This window comes from uncultured Microbulbifer sp. (genome assembly GCF_913055755.1).
Taxonomy (GTDB): Bacteria; Pseudomonadota; Gammaproteobacteria; order Pseudomonadales; family Cellvibrionaceae; genus Microbulbifer.
Genome location: NZ_CAJXKH010000090.1, coordinates 1 through 15,567, shown reverse-complemented (window position 1 = coordinate 15,567; position 15,567 = coordinate 1). Strand labels below are relative to the sequence as shown.

The 15,567-nt window shown below is 62.0% G+C and carries 12 protein-coding genes and 2 pseudogenes; 9 read left to right on the top strand and 5 right to left on the bottom strand.

The window, feature by feature from the left end:
* Together QZ511_RS13690 and QZ511_RS13685 are read right to left on the bottom strand one after the other, a co-directional pair.
* Positions 1 to 292: pseudogene (locus QZ511_RS13690) on the bottom strand (rod shape-determining protein MreC); the annotation flags it as partial.
* Positions 293 to 496: 204 nt separating this feature from the next.
* Entirely contained in the window at positions 497 to 1,531 is a 1,035-nt protein-coding gene (locus tag QZ511_RS13685) for a rod shape-determining protein (RefSeq protein WP_043318714.1), read from the bottom strand.
* A 462-nt stretch (positions 1,532 to 1,993) separates the two neighbouring features.
* Here QZ511_RS13685 and gatC point away from each other — a divergent pair, with 462 nt between their 5' ends.
* The 7 genes and pseudogenes from gatC to QZ511_RS13650 all read left to right on the top strand — a co-directional run bounded on the left by gatC (position 1,994) and on the right by QZ511_RS13650 (position 9,212).
* Positions 1,994 to 2,281 carry an Asp-tRNA(Asn)/Glu-tRNA(Gln) amidotransferase subunit GatC gene (gene gatC, locus QZ511_RS13680; protein ID WP_295803143.1) on the top strand — a complete coding sequence of 96 codons (288 nt, stop codon included), beginning with the start codon at positions 1,994 to 1,996 and terminating at the stop codon, positions 2,279 to 2,281.
* A 56-nt stretch (positions 2,282 to 2,337) separates the two neighbouring features.
* The gene (gene gatA / locus QZ511_RS13675) at positions 2,338 to 3,792 is read left to right on the top strand and encodes an Asp-tRNA(Asn)/Glu-tRNA(Gln) amidotransferase subunit GatA (RefSeq protein WP_295803141.1); all 1,455 of its coding nucleotides are present in this window, start codon (positions 2,338 to 2,340) and stop codon (positions 3,790 to 3,792) included.
* Between the two features lie 20 nt (positions 3,793 to 3,812).
* A pseudogene (gene gatB / locus QZ511_RS13670) lies at positions 3,813 to 5,260 on the top strand (Asp-tRNA(Asn)/Glu-tRNA(Gln) amidotransferase subunit GatB).
* A gap of 165 nt (positions 5,261 to 5,425) precedes the next feature.
* Complete coding sequence (locus QZ511_RS13665; protein WP_295803138.1) at positions 5,426 to 6,982, top strand: amidase; 1,557 nt, start codon at positions 5,426 to 5,428, stop codon at positions 6,980 to 6,982.
* 15 nt (positions 6,983 to 6,997) lie between these two features.
* Complete coding sequence (locus QZ511_RS13660) at positions 6,998 to 7,294, top strand: PA4642 family protein (RefSeq protein ID WP_295803137.1); 297 nt, start codon at positions 6,998 to 7,000, stop codon at positions 7,292 to 7,294.
* A 3-nt stretch (positions 7,295 to 7,297) separates the two neighbouring features.
* The gene (gene cysZ / locus QZ511_RS13655; RefSeq protein WP_295803136.1) at positions 7,298 to 8,242 is read left to right on the top strand and encodes a sulfate transporter CysZ; all 945 of its coding nucleotides are present in this window, start codon (positions 7,298 to 7,300) and stop codon (positions 8,240 to 8,242) included.
* Positions 8,243 to 8,333: 91 nt separating this feature from the next.
* A complete protein-coding gene (locus tag QZ511_RS13650) occupies positions 8,334 to 9,212 on the top strand; it encodes a PPK2 family polyphosphate kinase (protein ID WP_295803135.1) in 879 nt (292 codons plus the stop codon).
* Between the two features lie 37 nt (positions 9,213 to 9,249).
* Here the strand turns inward: QZ511_RS13650 and rhlB are convergent, their stop codons facing one another.
* Together rhlB and QZ511_RS13640 are read right to left on the bottom strand one after the other, a co-directional pair.
* Positions 9,250 to 10,749, bottom strand: a complete 1,500-nt coding sequence (gene rhlB / locus QZ511_RS13645) for an ATP-dependent RNA helicase RhlB (RefSeq protein ID WP_295803133.1) — start codon at positions 10,747 to 10,749, stop codon at positions 9,250 to 9,252.
* A gap of 60 nt (positions 10,750 to 10,809) precedes the next feature.
* Positions 10,810 to 11,403, bottom strand: coding sequence for a DoxX family protein (locus QZ511_RS13640; protein ID WP_295803132.1), 594 nt, complete (start codon positions 11,401 to 11,403; stop codon positions 10,810 to 10,812).
* Positions 11,404 to 11,574: 171 nt separating this feature from the next.
* Here QZ511_RS13640 and QZ511_RS13635 point away from each other — a divergent pair, with 171 nt between their 5' ends.
* Positions 11,575 to 12,924, top strand: a complete 1,350-nt coding sequence (locus tag QZ511_RS13635) for an MATE family efflux transporter (RefSeq protein ID WP_295803131.1) — start codon at positions 11,575 to 11,577, stop codon at positions 12,922 to 12,924.
* Positions 12,925 to 13,063: 139 nt separating this feature from the next.
* On the top strand, positions 13,064 to 14,605 hold the full coding sequence (locus QZ511_RS13630; protein ID WP_295803130.1) for a succinylglutamate desuccinylase/aspartoacylase family protein: 1,542 nt from the start codon (positions 13,064 to 13,066) through the stop codon (positions 14,603 to 14,605).
* A 57-nt stretch (positions 14,606 to 14,662) separates the two neighbouring features.
* Here the strand turns inward: QZ511_RS13630 and QZ511_RS13625 are convergent.
* Positions 14,663 to 15,567, bottom strand: a 905-nt coding sequence (locus tag QZ511_RS13625; RefSeq protein ID WP_295803129.1) for a cation diffusion facilitator family transporter, incomplete at its 5' end; no start/stop codon positions are given.

The window sequence follows — 15,567 nt, the reverse complement described above, 5'->3', positions numbered from 1 at the left end:
CCTTCTGGTCCACGCTTTCGGCCGAGTTCATCAGCTCCTTGAGCTGGGTATTCTCTGCGCGCACCGCCGCCAGCAGCTGGGTCTGCTGCTCCAGCAACATGACCTGGTGCTTGAGGCGACTGTTTTCTTCCGCCAGCTCTTCGCGGGAGCGCAACTGCTCACCGGCCCAGTCGCCAACGCGCCCGGGGGTACCGGTAATCCAGTAAAAAGGCGCGGCCAGATTTGCTGCGCGTTCCTTGAGCGGATCGAGCCAGTCGGTGTAGAGATTGATCAGAATCAGCGCCGCAGCCACCAGTCCCAGCGCAATGATGCGGGATTCCGGCGACGGGCCTCGGGTAAATAGCGGTTTAATGGGCTGGCCCCCATTACCTGGTCAGGGTGTGTTGTTATTGGATCGTATTGTCGGGCTTCGTGCCCTTTATCGCACAACCGGCACCACAGGTGTCAATTGCGCGAAAGGCATCCGCGGCGCCCGTTCCCGGACACCGCGCCGGCATCAGTTGGACACCAGGTAGAGACGGCTCTTGTCCATCATATCCAGGGCCTGGCCGCCGCCGCGGGCAACACAGGTCAGCGGGTCGTCGGCAACTATCACCGGCAGCCCGGATTCTTCCATCAGCAGGCGGTCGAGGTCGCGCAGCAGTGCGCCACCACCGGTCAGCACCATGCCGCGCTCGGCGATATCGGACGCGAGCTCGGGGGGAGACTGCTCCAGTGCACTCTTCACCGCCTGCACGATACCGGTCAGGGGCTCCTGCAGGGCCTCGAGGATTTCGTCACTGTTCAGGGTGAAGCTGCGCGGCACCCCTTCTGCCAGGTTGCGGCCGCGCACGTCGATTTCACGCACTTCACTGCCCGCATAGGCACAGCCGATTTCTTCTTTGATCCGCTCCGCGGTGGCATCGCCGATCACGCTGCCGTAGTTGCGGCGCACATAGTTGACGATGGCCTCGTCGAAACGGTCACCGCCGATGCGCACGGAATCGGAATAGACCACACCGTTCAGGGAGATGATGGCGATCTCGGTGGTACCACCGCCGATATCCACCACCATGGAGCCACTGGCCTCTTCGACCTTGAGCCCGGCGCCGATGGCTGCCGCCATCGGCTCCTCAATCAGCCACACCTCGCGGGCACCGGCGCCGAGGGCGGATTCACGGATTGCGCGACGCTCCACCTCGGTGGACTGACAGGGCACACACACCAGAACCCGCGGGCTCGGGCGCATCCAGCTGTTCTCGTGCACCTTTTTGATGAAGTGCTGCAGCATTTTCTCGGTGACCTGGAAATCAGCGATCACCCCGTCCTTCAGCGGGCGGATGGCGGTGATGTTGCCCGGGGTACGGCCCAGCATCCGCTTGGCCTCGACGCCCACGGCTTCCACGATTTTGGTGCCGTTGTAGTGGCGGATGGCAACAACAGAGGGTTCATCAAGGACTACGCCGCGATCGCGCACGTAGATCAGCGTGTTGGCAGTACCCAGGTCAATGGAGAGATCACTGGAGAACATGCCCCGCAAACGTTTAAACATGGAATTCGATTACCTTAATCTGAAATACAGTACCCGGAGTTCAGTCCGTTCCGGGTACCGCTCGGCGCTGACTTATAGTTCTGACAGCCCTTCCTGTGAGGAAAGCGCCAGTAGGTTAGTTAGTCCGCGCAAATAATTCTGTGTTCCGGGCGGCGTTTTCGCCCGCGCATCAACCCCGATCCCGGGTGCCGATTTCCGAGGGTGCGACCGGGCGCAGCGGGGCTCCCGGCCAGAATCGGCAAACTCTAACAACGGCGCGGGTTGAGGGCAAGGCGAAAAGGGTATTTTGCCCACCCCGACACGGTCCCGCAGCCCACCGCAGCTCCCCCTTGGGAGATTGCCCGCTAATTATGCTAAATTTGCGCCCCTCTGAATTCCCGTAGAATTCCCACTTTCCCGTCACCCCGCGGTATTCCGGGGGTAGCCGCAAGTAAGCCTTTGAGAAGCTGGAGTCTCTAACCCATGGCCGTGGACGCGCAAACCGTAGAAAAGCTGGCCGAGCTGGCCCGCATTGCCATCTCCGATGAAACCATAGACGAAGTCAGCAACCGCCTGGGGGATGTGTTGCAGCTGGTCGACCAGTTGCAGGCCATCAATACCGAAGGGGTCGAGCCCATGGCACACCCGCTGGACGAAGTGCAGGTGCTGCGTGCCGACAGGGTTACAGAGCCCAATCGCCGCGAAGAGTTCCTCGCCCTGGCGCCGCAGACCGAGGCGGGACTCTACCTGGTACCCAAGGTCATCGACTGACCATCCCGCCCCACAACAGACGCGATATACAGATTAGAAAAGAAACCGGATTTCCCATGCATCAGTTGACCATTGCCGAGATCGCCCGCGGCCTGCGCGACAAGCAGTTCTCCAGCGTCGAAATCACCAGTCACCTGCTGGAGCGCATCCAGCAGCTGGACGGGCACTACAACAGCTTTATTTCCGTCACCGGCGAGCAGGCCCTGACAGACGCCGCTGCCGCCGACGCCCGCCTCGCCGCCGGAGATGCCCCGGCCCTGTGCGGCGTCCCCATCGCCCACAAGGACATCTTCTGCACCAGCGGCGTTCGCACCAGCTGCGGTTCGAAAATGCTCGACAATTTCGTACCTCCCTACGACGCCGCCGTGGTGGAAAACTTCAACCGGGCGGGTGCGGTGAGCCTGGGCAAGACCAATATGGACGAGTTCGCCATGGGCTCTTCCAACGAAAGCAGCTTCTACGGCCCGGTGAAAAACCCCTGGGACCTGGAGCGGGTGCCCGGCGGCTCCTCCGGCGGTTCCGCCGCCGCGGTGGCCGCCCAACTGGTGCCCGGCACCACCGCCACCGATACCGGCGGCTCCATCCGCCAACCGGCGGCGCTGACCGGCACCACCGGTCTCAAGCCTACCTACGGCCGGGTTTCCCGCTGGGGCATGATTGCCTTTGCCTCCAGCCTCGACCAGGGCGGCCCCATTGCCCGCACCGCGGAGGACGCCGCGCTGATGCTGTCGGTAATGGCGGGCCCCGACACCCGGGACTCCACCTGTCTCGAGCGCCCGCAGCGGGACTACAGCGCCAGCCTGAACGACAGCATCCAGGGGCTCAAGATCGGCGTACCCAAGGAATACTTCGGCGAGGGGCTCGACAGCGAGATCGGCGCCCGGGTCCAGGAGGCCCTGCAGGCCTATGAAAAGCTCGGCGCGGAACTGGTGGAGGTCAGCCTGCCCCACAGCAAACTGGCGGTGCCCGCGTACTACGTGATTGCGCCCGCCGAGGCCTCTGCCAACCTGTCCCGTTTTGATGGGGTGCGCTACGGCTACCGCTGTGAAAACCCCGCGGACCTGCGCGACCTGTACATGCGTTCCCGCGGCGAAGGCTTTGGCGAGGAAGTAAAACGCCGCATTCTCGTCGGCAGTTACGCGCTGTCCGCCGGTTATTACGATGCCTATTACAACAAGGCCCAGCAGGTGCGCCGCCTGATCAAACAGGACTTCGTCGACGCCTTCCAGAAGGTCGACGTCATCATGGGCCCCACTGCCCCCAACCCGGCGTTCAAGCTGGGCGAGAAAAATGCCGATCCGGTGGCCATGTACCTGGAAGATATCTACACCATCGCCACCAACCTGGCGGGGCTGCCGGGCATGTCGCTGCCCTGCGGATTCGCCCACGGCCTGCCGGTGGGTCTGCAGATCACCGGCAATTACCTGGACGAGGCGCGCATGCTGAACGTGGCGCACCAGTTCCAGCAGGCCAGTGACTGGCACACCAAAACCGCCCCGGCAGCAGAATAGCAGGAATAAGGAGTAGCGAAGTGGAATGGGAAGTAGTCATCGGGCTGGAAGTACACGTACAACTCTCCACCCAATCGAAAATTTTCTCCGGTGCCAGTACCGCCTTCGGTGCCGAGCCGAACACCCAGGCCTGCGCCATTGACCTGGCGATGCCGGGCACCCTGCCGGTACCCAACGAAGAGGCATTCCGCTATGCGGTGATGTTCGGCCTCGCCATGAATGCGGAAATCGGCAAGCGCTCGGTATTCGAGCGCAAAAACTATTTCTATCCCGACCTGCCCAAGGGCTACCAGACCACCCAACTGGAAAAGCCCATCGTCGGCGCCGGTCAGATCGAAATCCACCTGGAAGACGGCAGCAGCAAGACCGTGCGCCTGCACCACGCACACCTGGAAGAGGATGCGGGCAAGTCCTTACATGAAGACTTTCACGGTATGTCCGGCATCGACCTCAACCGCGCCGGTACCCCGCTGATCGAGATCGTCTCCGAACCGGATATGCGCAGCGCTGCGGAAGCGGTGGCCTACCTGAAAAAAATCCACGGTATCGTCACCTGCCTCGGCATTTCCGACGGCGACATGTCCCAGGGCTCCCTGCGCTGCGACGCAAACGTGTCCGTACGTCTCAAGGGCGAGGAAGAACTGGGCACCCGCACCGAAATCAAGAACCTCAACTCCTTCCGTTTTATCGAAAAGGCGATCAAGGTGGAGGCCCAGCGCCAGATCGACCTGATCGAGGACGGCGGCAAGGTGGTGCAGGAAACCCGCCTGTACGATTCCGACAAAAATGAAACCCGCTCCATGCGCAGCAAGGAAGTGGCCAACGATTACCGCTACTTCCCCTGCCCCGACCTGCTGCCGGTAGTTATTTCCGACGAGTATATCGAGCAGATTCGCACTGAGCTGCCGGAGCTGCCGGATACCAAGTGCGCCCGTTTCGAAAAGGACTACGGGCTGTCCGCCTACGATGCGGATCAGCTGTCCCAGGACCGCGGCACCGCGGAATATTTCGAGCAGGTAGCGGCCCAGTCCGGCGAGCCAAAACTGGCAGCCAACTGGGTAATGGGCGAGCAGCACTGCTGAACCGCGAGGAAAAGTCTATCGCGGATTCCCCGGTAACTGCCCCGCACCTGGCCGGCCTGATCGCGCGCATCAAGGACAACACCATTTCCAGCAAGATCGCCAAGCAGGTGTTCGAGGCCATGGCGAATGGCGAGGGCGATGCGGATGCGGTGATCGAGGCCAAGGGCCTGAAGCAGGTATCCGATACCGGTGCCATCGAGAAAATGGTTGAAGACGTAATCGCGGCCAGCGCAGCGCAGGTAGACAACTACCGCAATGCGGACCCGGACAAGCGCCCGAAGATGATGGGTTACTTCGTCGGCCAGATCATGAAGGCATCCAAGGGCCAGGCAAACCCGCAGATGATCAACAAAATCCTCAAGGAAAAGCTGGACGCCCTGTTGTAATCCACACCTCCCCCTCTTCCCTTCCCGAGCAAGGGCCGCTGGCCCGGCCCTTGCACCTTTTTCCGGGCCCCTTTAGGCTCGGATCATCGGCACTTCCATTCCGTCCGGTGCTGTTTTTGCAGTGCAGAGGTGCCAATCAAAACCATAAACTCGGGAATTTGGCCCATGAAAACAATAAAAACCCTTGTCGGCAGTCTGCTTTTTCTCGCGTTTTCCAGCCCGGGATTCACCCAGGGAGAGCTTGCAACCACCTCCGAAATCCGCGCCGCACTGGAAAACGGCACCACCACCTCGGAACTGCTGGTCAACCGCTATACACAGCAGATCCAGCAACTGAACGACCGCCTGCATGCGGTAACCCAGCTCAATCCCGCTGCCATGCAAGAGGCCCAGCGGCTGGACAAGATGCGCCGCGAAGGCCAGGTGCTCGGGCCATTGCACGGGATTCCGGTGCTGCTGAAGGACAATATCGACACCGCCGACGGCCTGCCGAATACCGCCGGCTCCATCCTGCTGCAGGACAACCTGCCACAGAGCGACGCGTTCCTGGTCGGGCAGCTGAAAAAGCACGGGGCCATCATTCTCGGCAAGGCCAACCTGAGCGAGTGGGCCAACTTCCGCTCGACCCACTCCTCCAGTGGCTGGAGCGGCACCGGCGGCCAGGCGCGCAACCCCTACGACCTCACCCGCAGTCCCTGTGGTTCCAGCGCCGGTTCCGCGATTGCGGTTGCGGCCGGTATGATTCCGCTGGCAGTGGGCACCGAGACCGATGGCTCCATCACCTGCCCCGCCGCGGTCAACGGTATTGTGGGCATCAAACCGACCCTGGGGCTGATCAGCCGCACCGGTATCATCCCGATTTCCCAGTACCAGGACACCGCTGGCCCCATGGCCACCACGGTTACCGGTGCCGCCTTGATGCTGGACGCCATGGTTGGCAAAGACACCGCGGACAGCGACAGCATCGCCCCCTCCGGCAGCTACGCGGATCACCTCAAAGGAGACGGCCTCAAGGGCAAGCGCATTGGTGTCGTGCGCAACCTGATGGGCTACAACCCGCAGACCGATGCGGTTTTTGAACAGGCACTGGCAATCCTGCGGGAACAGGGCGCAACCATTGTCGACAACGCCAATATCGAAACCCTGGCAAAAATCAATGCGCTGGAGTTCGACCTGCTGGCCTGGGAATTCAAAGACGCCCTGAACGAATACCTGGAAAACTCCCCCAGCCAGTACAAATCCCTGCAAGCGCTGATCACTGCCAACCGCGAATCGCGGGACAAGGAAATGCCCTACTTCGGCCAGGAAATTTTCGAAATGGCGCAGGACTCACAGGGTCGCGCGGAAGAAGGTTTCAGCAGCAAGCTGGCGGAACTGCGCAGCCTTGCCCGTGAACAGGGCATTGATGCCACCATGGCGAAACACAAGGTAGACATTCTGATCGCCCCCACTGTCAGCCCGGCGTGGAAAATCGACCACATCAACGGCGACCACTATACCGGTTCCGCCACTACCCCGGCGGCGGTTGCCGGCTACCCCCATATCACCGTACCCATGGGGTTTGTGCGGCCCCTGCCGGTAGGGATTTCATTTTTTGCCAGCGCCAGCCAGGAAGACAGGCTGATCGCCGCCGCTTACAATTACGAACAGGCCAGCAAGCAGCACCGCGCACCGCGGTTCCTGAATGGCGACCCTGCCCCTTACGTTTCCGGCACAAATTGACAGAAGGAAGTAACAATGAGCCTGAAAAAAGACAAACAGAAGGTACTCGGCGAAGTATTCGATGACGAGCGCATCGCCGGCTTTCTGGTCGGTGAAGCTCCGGAGGGATACAACCGGGACTTCTACCTGCTGGAACGCGCCTATCGCGGTATGAAAGCGGAAAACTTCGACACCTTCGTGCGGCTGTTCACCGAACAGGGGCTGGATCTCAACAGCCAGAGCCCGGAAGGCCAGACCCTGCTGGCGCGCATCGGCGAGCACGCTCAGGGACAGGAATACGCCGCAATTCTGCGCGCGGCGGGAGCCCGGTAAGCCATGACTTCCAACCCGGCACACGGCGTCAATGCACTGATCCGGGGGGCGCAGCTGCTCACCCGCAAGGAGCTGCGCCCGTTCATCATCATTCCCCTGCTGATCAACCTGGTCCTGTTTATCGCCCTCGCCGGGCTGATGATCAGCCAGTTCGACGATCTCGCCAGCTATATCGGCAGCCTGCTGTCCGACGAACCCGTGGACACCTCCAACATGTCCTGGTGGCGCGCAATCCTTGCCAGGGGGGCGGACTGGGCCGCGGGGGTATTCCGGTGGCTCGCGTGGCTGATTGCCATCGCCGTGGTGCTGCTGTTTTTCCTCGTCTACGGCTACCTGTTCGGCATCATCACCAACATCATCGCCGCCCCGTTTAATGGCTTTCTCGCGGAAAAAGTCGAGGAACTCCTCACCGGCCACCCGCCGCCCCCGGAGTCCATCGGCAGCATGGTGTTCCGCACCCTGGGTCGGGAACTGCGCAAACTGATGTACTTTCTCGGCTGGGGCCTGGTGATTTTCATCATCGCCCTGCTCACCAGCTGGACCGTCTTTATCCCCGCAATCCTCACCGCCGTGTGGGGCGCCTGGTGCATGGCGATCCAGTACGTCGACTACCCGCTGGACAACCACCAGCGCTCCTTCAGCGAACTGAAAGACGTGCTGTTGCGCAAGAAATTCACCACCCTGGGTTTCGGCGGTGCGGTAATGCTGGCGAAGATGGTGCCGCTGCTGAACATCTTCGTGATGCCCGCAGCGGTTGCCGGCGGCACCGCACTGTGGGTGGAGCGTTACTGGACCGACGGCGATCCCGGCAAAGGCCCTGGCGGCCCGAATGCCGGAGTGAATGGCCAGGGAAAGGAAGCGAATGATCCCACCGTTCCCTCGCCCCGGATTCAGTCCGGTGACAGCGGGAAAAAATGGCCGAAAGGCATAACCGGGCCGAAAAAGTAGCCCGCCGCGCGATTCCCCACCCTTCTCCCCGCCGGGTTTGTCTAACCTTTGAAGTAAGACAGGCAACCGGACGGGTGAGCAGGTGGCGCAGATGAAAATCGACTGGAGCAAAATCCGGTTTGACGGCAAGTACAAATATAAGAAAGGGCAGTGCCCGACACTGATTGAGCCGCTTTACTCCAACACCAAGGATTACAAGAAAAAAATTCGCCGGCTGCGACGGGCAATCGATGAGCGCCAGCAGATCATGTATGCCCATGACCGCTATAGCCTGCTGACTATTTTTCAGGCGCTGGATGCCGCGGGTAAAGACGGCACCATCCGCGCCGTTTTCAATGGCGTCAATCCTCACGGCGTGGAAATCACTTCTTTCAAGCGGCCCAGCGATACAGAGCTGGAACACAACTTTCTCTGGCGCACCGCGGTCGCCATGCCGCGACGCGGCAATATCGGGGTATTCAACCGCTCTTACTATGAGGAAGTACTGGTCTGCCGGGTACACCCGGAACTGGTGACGAAATACCAGAAAATGCCCGGCGAAAATACCCGCGACCTGGATGCGCTGTTTGAAAGTCGCTTCGAAGCTATTCGCGCCTCCGAGCGCTATACGGTGGACAATGGGACACTGACCCTGAAATTTTTTCTCAACCTTTCTCGTGATGAGCAACGCAAACGCTTTCTCGCGCGCATCGACGAAGCGGACAAAAACTGGAAATTTTCCGAGGCGGATGTCAGGGAAAGAACCTTCTGGGACGACTACCAGAATGCGTTTGAAGACATGATCAATGAGACCGGAACGCCTTACTCGCCCTGGTTTGTGGTACCTGCCGACGACAAAAAGAATATGCGACTGATTGTCGCCAGTGCGGTATTGAAGGCGATGAAAGGCATGGACATGTGTTATCCCGAGGTTTCCAAGGGGCGGCGCAAGGAACTGGCCAGGTACCGGAAACTACTGGAAAATGACTAGCAGGCTGCTCCCGGCCGCTGCCGGGAGCGAGCAACACTTAACGACGGGGGCGACCGCCACCGCGGCGACCACCGCGGTTGCCACCGCGATCATTGCGATCACCACCACTGCTGCGTTTTACATGCACCTTCGGCGGCTCTACCAGTAATTCTTCCGGCGGCACCTCGCACTTCAGCTTGCTGCCCAGCAGCTCCTCGATCGGCTCCAGGCGCATCGCATCGTCTTCACAGGCGAAGCTGATGGAAGTACCGCTCTTGCCCGCACGCCCGGTACGGCCGATGCGGTGCACGTAATCCTCCGGCTCTTCCGGCAGGGTATAGTTCACCACGTGGCTGATACCGTCGATATGGATGCCGCGGCCGGCTACGTCGGTGGCCACCAGCACCTTGGATTTACCGGTTTTGAAATCTTCCAGGGTGCGCACGCGTTTGTTCTGCGCCACCTCACCGGACAGCAGCCCCGCATTGATCCCGTGCGCAACCAGGTTTTCATGCAGGCGGCGGCACTGGTCGCGGCGGTTGGCAAACACGATCAGGCTCTCCACCTCATCGCTCTGCACGATGTTGTACAGCAGCGGATACTTTTCCTCACCGGAAACCAGGTACACATGCTGGGTAACCGTATCCGTCGCCACCCGCTCCGGCTCGATCTCGACGATGGTCGGTTCCAGGGTCCACTGCTCCACCAGGTCGTCGACTTCCGGGGTAAAGGTGGCAGAGAAGAACATGGTCTGGCGGTGGGTCTTGCGCGGGGTCTGGCGCACGATACGGCGCACCTGGGGGATGAAGCCCATGTCCAGCATACGGTCCGCCTCGTCGATCACCAGAATCTCGGTCTGGTCGAGGAAGCAGTCGCGGTTACTGACGAAATCCAGCAGGCGACCCGGGGTGGCCACCAGAATATCCACAAAACGCTCGTTCAGCGCCTTCTGCTGCTTCTGGTAATCCATGCCACCGACCAGGGTATGAATCTCGAGGTCGGTGTACTTGCACAGGCCCTTGGCGTCGTCGGCAATCTGCATCACCAGCTCGCGGGTCGGCGCAATGATCAGCGCACGGGCCTCACCGGCGTAGCGCTCACCCTCAAACGGATGCTTGAGCAGGTCGTCGATCACGGTAATCAGGAAGGCCGCGGTCTTGCCGGTACCGGTCTGCGCCTTGCCCACCAGGTCGTGGCCATTCAGGGTGTGCGGCAGGGACTGGCCCTGGATCGGGGAGCAATACTGGAAGCCGAGATCAAAGATCGCGTGCATCAACGGCAGCGGCAGGTCCAGGTCGTGGAAGCGCACCTTGCCTTCCTGCTCCGGTACCGAAAACTGCTCCAGGCTCCAGGGCGCGGATTGCTTGCGGCGCTGGCCACCATCGCGATTGCGGCTGCTGCGCTTGCGGCCACCCTTGGGCTTGTCATCCCCTGCCGACCGCTTAGTGTCGGCACCGGAAGCCTGTGACTTCTGGGGCTTCTGCGGTTTTTCAGTGGGCGCATCTTGCGCGCTGTCGGCGGAACGGCGGAAAAACTTACCAATCAAGGGATTACTCACTTAGTGATCAAATAATCGGCGAGTATATCATCTATATGCGTCAGGTATCGTCACAGAATGTCATTCGGGCAAATGACGGTAACGGGCAATCCAGTAATCCAGGCTCACATAGCGCCCGCCACCACTGAACAGCAGCGCCAGCAGCATGACGAAGTAAGTGGCCGCAAACTCGATACCGTTCTTGAGCACGGTAAAATTGCCCGCCTCTGTCAGCCAGCCGTAGTCGCCATGTGCCTTGAGCAGCTCCACGGCCTTCTCCTTGCGCACCCCCGCCTCCGCGATCAGGTCCTTGCGCCACTCCCAGGGCATGGTGAGTGTGGACTCCGGCAGGGCGTGCCAGCCGTACTGCCAGTGCGCGGTCACGGCGGCCACCGCCATGGTGACCATCAGCGGTATTGCCGCCAGCCGCACCCCCAGCCCGAGCACCAGGGCGATGCCGCCGAGCAACTCCGTGAGTGCCGCCAGCCACGCCAGCAGTACCGGCGCCGGCAGCCCCAGCCCCCAGTCCGGATTACCGAACCAGGCCGCCACATCGTCTATGCTGCCGAGCTTGTTGAGCCCGGCAAGAATGAATATCGGCCCCAGGAACAGCCGCAACGCCAGTGGACCGAGACCATCGAAAGGCCGCAGTATCTGCAGAAAACACCGGTACATCCGATTGAACCCGCTGTTGCCGCCATCCATAATTCGCCCCTGTATAAGTTCCGCCGCTACCTGTCTGGTCGAATTCGCCACCGGTTTCTTACAGCCCACCCGATCTCCGCCAAAACCGCGAGCGCCCGCACCAGTTTAGTTATTTGTGTTTCCGTCACTCGTGTTGTGTCCATGCTGAAGCTCTACAAACGCGCCACCGCCACCGAACTGCGGCACCTGACCAACCTGGGCGGCCCGCTGGTGGTCAGTAACCTGGCAGTGGTGAGCATGGGGGTTACCGACACCATCGTCGCCGGGCAGTCCGGGGAGACCGACCTGGCCGGGCTGGCGCTGGGCTCCAGCATCTGGGCGGTGTGTGCGGTCACCATGATCGGCATGCTGGCGGCGGTGTCTCCGGTGGTGGCCAACCTGCGCGGGGCGCGGGACGAGCCCGGCTGCGCACGGCAGCTGCGCCAGTCCATGTGGATTGCCCTGATTGGCGGTTTGATCCTGATCGCCGCGCTGCTGGCGGCCCCCTGGTGGAGCCAATGGATCCAGACCGAGGCGCCGGTGCGCAGCGTGATGGTCAATTACCTGGCGGCACTGGCCACCGGCACCCTGCCCTTCGCCGTCGGCAGTGCACTGCGGGGTTACTGCGAGGGGATGTCCCAGGTGCGCCCGGTGATGCGCATCTACCTCGCCGCCGCCGCGCTCAATATCCCGCTGGATATCCTGCTGGTCTTCGGCTGGGGACCGATTCCCGCCCTTGGCGGCGCCGGCTGCGGCTGGGCCACCAGCCTGGTGTGCTGGAGCATCGCCATCGCACTCTACTGGCACGCCGGGCACGATCCCGCGTATCGCGCACTGACGCTCAAGCTGCTGCCACCGCGCCCCCACTGGGCGACATTGCGCCACCTGCTGGCGGTGGGCATGCCCATTTGCGTGGGTGCGGCCAGCGAAGTGACCTTCTTTGCCAGCCTCACCCTGCTGCTGGCCCCCTATGGCGCCACCATTGTGGCCGCCCACCAGATCGGCCTCAGCATCGGCTCCATTTTCTACCTGGTGGCGCTGGCACTCGCCCAGGCCCTGAGTATTCGCGTCGCCCAGGTCCTCGGACAAGGGCGCCCCAGACGCGCCCGCTTCGTCAGTATCGTCGGGGTCTGCAGCGGTGTGGTCTACGCGCTGGTTACCGGTGTGGTCCTGATCAGCCTGCGCCACCTGCTGGTGCTGGCGTATACCGGCAACCCGGATATCATCGCCGTGGCCGTTAACCTGCTACTGCTGGCGGCGGCATTCCAGCTGGTGGACGTGACCCAGGCCATGGCATCGGGCGCACTGCGCGGCTACCGGGATACCCGGGTGCCGATGTACATGCAGCTGTTTTCCTACTGGCTGGTGGGCCTCGGCAGTGCCTACTGGCTGGGGGAGCAGTTCTGGGGGGTCTACGGTTACTGGAGCGGAATCTGTATCGGGCTGGGTACCGCGGCAATCCTGTTACTGCTGCGCCTGCGGCGCACCAGCACAAATACCCTGGCACGGTGACGGCCAATCGCGGAAACGCCAAATACCGCGCAATTCGGTGCGAACCGATTAACTATACTCGCGCACTCACGGAACCCCTGGCGCGATTGCGCGCCAAATACCCGTAGATGATCGCTTTTAACCAATGCCGGAGTACCGCATGCTGTCTCGCTCCCTGAGCTCCTCCCTGTTGCTGATGCTGTGTTTTGCCAGCACTAACCTGTGGGCGGAGGAATCGCCCCAGCAGAACGATCCGGAACCTGTTACCGCTGACGAGCAACAGGGCGAGGATACGGACACCGCCGGCACACCCGAGCCGGAAGTTGTCGACCAGGCCGCGGAATCCACTGGCGACGATACCCCCATGCCCAAGGCGAAAAGTATCGAGCTGGACAAACCGGTCAGTGAGAAAGAGCTGGCCACACCGCCCCAGGAACCCCCCGCAGAGAAGGCGACAAAACCGGCAGCGCCGAAAAAGCCCAAGAAAAAAGTGGCCCCGGAAGTGCCCAGCGAGCCCCAGAAGCCAGAGGGGCGCCCGCTGCGCATGCTGGGAGCGGAAGTGCCCCCGGCCACCTCCACGCGCCTGGCCTGGTCCCCCAGCCAGCACTTCGAGGGGGTATACAGCAGCACCCCGGTGCTGGTGGTGAATGGCGCCGAACCCGGCCCCACCCTGTGTATAACTGCGGCGATTCACGGCGACGAGCTGAACGGAATAGAGACGGTGCGCCGGGTGATGTACAACCTGGACCCGAACACCCTGAAAGGCGCGGTGATCGGTGTACCCATCGTCAACCTGCAGGGCTTTCACCGCGGTTCCCGCTACCTCACCGACCGCCGCGATCTCAATCGCCACTTCCCCGGCAACCCGCGGGGCTCGTCGGCATCGCGGATTGCGAACTCGTTTTTCAACAAGGTGATCAAGCACTGCAGTGCGATTGTCGACCTGCACACCGGATCCTTCTACCGCACCAACCTGCCGCAGCTGCGCGGTGACCTGCGCGATCCGAAGGTGGTGAAGCTGACCAAGGGATTCGGCTCCACAGTGGTGCTGCACAGCAATGGCGCCAAGGGCACCCTGCGCCGTTCGGCGGTGGAAGCTGGCATTCCCACGGTAACCCTCGAAGCCGGTGCGCCGATGGTGCTGGACGAACTGTCGGTGAGCCACAGTGTGAAAGGTATCCGCACGCTGCTGAACCAGCTGGATATGGTGAGCAAGTTCCGCCTGTGGGGCGACCCGGAGCCGGTGTACTACAACTCGACCTGGCAGCGCGCCACCAACGGCGGGATCATTTTCAGCAATGTGCACCTGGGCCAGGTGGTAAGCAAAGGCGACCTGCTGGGCACGGTCACCAACCCCATTACCAATGTGCGCAAGGAGATCCGCTCCCAGTACGACGGGCGCGTTCTGGGCATGGCAATGAACCAGGTGGTACAGCCGGGCTTCGCCGCCTACCACATCGGCATCCAGGCACCGCAGGAGCAGATCAGCCCGCCGGAGGAAGTAACCGCAGAACCGGAATCCACGTCAGCCGCGACGGATGCCACAAAGGAGCCCTCGCCCGAGCCGCAGCCCGCATCCAGTACGGAAGCAGCTGGCGCAGATGAAAACGCGGCTGAAAAAGCAGACAAGCCGGCAGATCAGTCAAACGAACAGGTGCTGCCGGCGGAGGAGCCGGTCGGCGAAGAGAGTGAGGAGGATTGACCTCCCCCGCAGAGAGATACTGACAACCCCGGTAGCGCTCCCGCCACCAAAGCCTTTTCATGGCTCCGGGTTAGTCACCCGATCAATAATCGGCGTAGCGTCGAGATGCAGCGGCTCCGGCTGCAGGGTGATGTGATCGATATCGAAGCGCTTGACCAGGGTCTCGCGCAAGCGCCCCAGCACTGCCGGCCAGGCCTGTAAATCGTCCACCACAATATGCGCGGACAGGGAAATCATGCGCGAGTCCAACCGCCAGATATGCAGGTCGTGCACCGAGCGCACCCCCTCCACCGCCGCCAGGGTTTCCCCCACCACCGGCAGGCTCAGCTCCCGCGGCACCCGCTCCATCAGCACATCCACCGCGTCCCGCAACAGTCGCAGACTGGAAACCAGAATCAGTGCGCAGATCAGCACCGACAGCAGCGGGTCGATCGGGGTCCAGCCGGTAAAGTAGATCACCGCCCCCGCCACCAGCGCGGCGACGGAGCCCAGCAGGTCCCCCATCACGTGCAGCAGCGCGCCGCGGATATTCAGGGTCTGCTCGCCCCGGTGCAGCACCCAGGCCACGGCGACATTCACCAGCAGTCCGATGGCGGCAATCAGCATTACCATGCCGCCCTGCACCGGCTGCGGTTCGCGCAGGCGATTGACCGCGGCGATGGCGATACCCACCACGATCAGCAGCATCAGCACCGCGTTGACGATGGCCGCAAGTACTTCCGCGCGGCCCCAGCCGAAGGACATTTCGCGGCTGGCGGGTTTCTGAGCCAGCAGTGCCGCCACTGCCCCCAGGGCGAGGGAAAAGGAATCCGTCACCATGTGGCCGGCGTCCCCCAGCAGCGCGAGAGAGCCGGAGATCCAGCCACCCACGGCCTCGACCCCGGCAAATGCCAGGGTAATTACCAGCCCCCAGACCAGGGGCTTGAGATTGTTGCTGCCGTGGTGGTGATGGGCGTGTTCGT